The sequence below is a fragment of the Pseudomonas huaxiensis genome (assembly GCF_003231275.1).
Lineage (GTDB): Bacteria > Pseudomonadota > Gammaproteobacteria > Pseudomonadales > Pseudomonadaceae > Aquipseudomonas > Aquipseudomonas huaxiensis.
Map to the genome: position 1 here is coordinate 1 of NZ_QKVL01000115.1, position 2,189 is coordinate 2,189.

The following is a 2,189-nucleotide window of genomic DNA, read 5'->3' on the forward strand; positions in this document are numbered from 1 at the left end:
ATGACCACGTCCTCCAGCATCCACTCCAATGCCTTCAACTTCCTCAGCTTCGTCGAAACCGGCGTCGACCCGCGTACCGGCCAATACACCTGCAGCCTGTCGCTGCCGGAACTTGAGGGCAACGATCTCAGCGGCCCCAATGTTCCCCTGCGCCTGTCCTACAGCCCGCTCAACACCGTCGACTCGGGTTTCGGCAAGGGCTGGAACCTGCAACTGAGTCAGTTCGACACCTCCAGTGACATCATCTCCCTGGCCTCCGGCGAAACCTTCAAGGTCACCAGCACCAGCAGCGACGGCAGCGGGCAACTGCTGATGAAGGAGCAGAAAATCCCCTCCTTCCGCCTGTTCAAACTCGCCGATAACCGCTACCGCGTGGTGCACAAATCCGGCCTGGTCGAAGAACTGGCCACCGACAGCGGTGACGCGCTGGCCTTGCCGGTTATCCAGTTCTCGCCCCAGGGCCATCGCGTCACCCTCAGCTATACCACCTTCGCCGGTGGCCGCTTGCTCCACAGCATCGTCAATGCCGACCGCGCCCTCCTGCTTGGCATCGTTCGTACCTCCGGCAACTTGAACGTGAGGCTGCATCCGGGCAGTCCGCGTGAAACGCACTTCGACCTGACGCTCGAAGACAGCGAGTCGCGGGTCACCCGCGTCCAATTGCCTGGTGGTGGCGCCTGGCGTTTCGGTTACGCCACTCACAGCGGCCTGCTGTGCATGAGCCGCGTCGAAGGGCCGCTGGGCGGACGCGAGACCATCGAATACGACAACACCCCGCACCAGTTCCCCGGCAACAGCGGGCGCACCCTGCCGCGGGTCCGCCGTCACCTGCATGAGCCCGGCGTCGGCCAGGCGCCCATCGACACCCGCTACCAGTACTCCAGCAACAACTTCCTCGGCCGCAACGCCCCCGGCCTGATCTGGGACGACGACGGCCTGGACAACCTCTACAAAATCCCCGGTACCTATAGTTACAATTCCACCGAACAACTCTGGGACGCCGCCAACAACCGCGCGCGACGCATCATCACCCGCACCTTCAACCGCTTCCACCTGACCAGTGAAGAGCTCACCGAGCAGGGCGATGCGGTCAAGCGTGTGCGCACCCACTATTACGCCGACGACAGCAGCGCGCCGTTCGATCAGCAACCGGCGCAGTGCCAATTGCCCAGGACCGTGACCACCACCTGGTACCGCAAGAGCACCTCGGGCCAGACCCGCGACGAAGTGGTGCGCAGCGAGTACGACATCCACGGCAACCTCACCCTGCAAGTGCAGGCCAACGGCATCAGCGAAGCCAGCGAGTACTACCCGGCCACCGCCAGCGACGGCTGCCCGGCCGATCCTCATAAATTCGTCCGGCACCTGAAACAGAAAACCGTGACGCCGGCTCAAGCCGACTTCAACGACGCCCCGGTATTGCGCACCCAGCACCGCTACATCAGCCAGCCGGGCTTGAGCGACAGTATCTGGCCGTGGCTGGCGCTGGAGCAGGAGACGCTGGTCCACGTCAACGGCGGCAATGCCGAGTTGCAAAAGACCCGCCACACCTACCTCAACGATCCAACCAACAAATTGATGCACGGGCGCAAAGCGCAGACCGCTGTGACCCTCAATGGCAAGACCACAACCACCGACTACGCCTACGTCAAAGACACTGGCCGGTACGCCGCGCAGCCCGTGCTGCGGACCAGGGAAACCCTGACAACCAGCTTCGACGCGGTAAGCAAGGTGATCATCCTCGAGCATTCGCTGCTCAACGGCCGCACGCTGCTGGAGCGTGATGACAACGATGTGGAAATTGCCTACACCTACGATAAATTGGGGCGGGTGACCGAAGAGAAAGTCGCACCGGGCAGCAGTGTCGAAGCGCATCGCCGGTACGAATACCTGCTGGTCGACGAGGTCACCGGGCAACCGACGCAGACCGCCTTCGACGTCAAGGAAGTACAGACCCGCAGCGTGCTGGATGGCCTGCAACGGGTGGTGAGCGAACTGCGCGAGGATATCGACGGCGACCCGGTGAACAAACCACTACGCCAGACCTACAGCGCCACCTACGACGCTTTCGGGCAACTGATCGAGAGCACTGAATTCGACTGGCTGGGCAGCAAGGACGTGGCCCTGACCAGCCGCTACACCTATGACGACTGGGGCGAACAAAGCAGCGTGACCGGGCCGGATGGGGT

General features: G+C 62.9%; 1 pseudogene. It reads left to right on the forward strand.

Annotated features, from left to right (window positions below):
* Window positions 1-2,189 (forward strand): annotated as a pseudogene (locus tag DM374_RS32420) (sugar-binding protein); the annotation flags it as partial.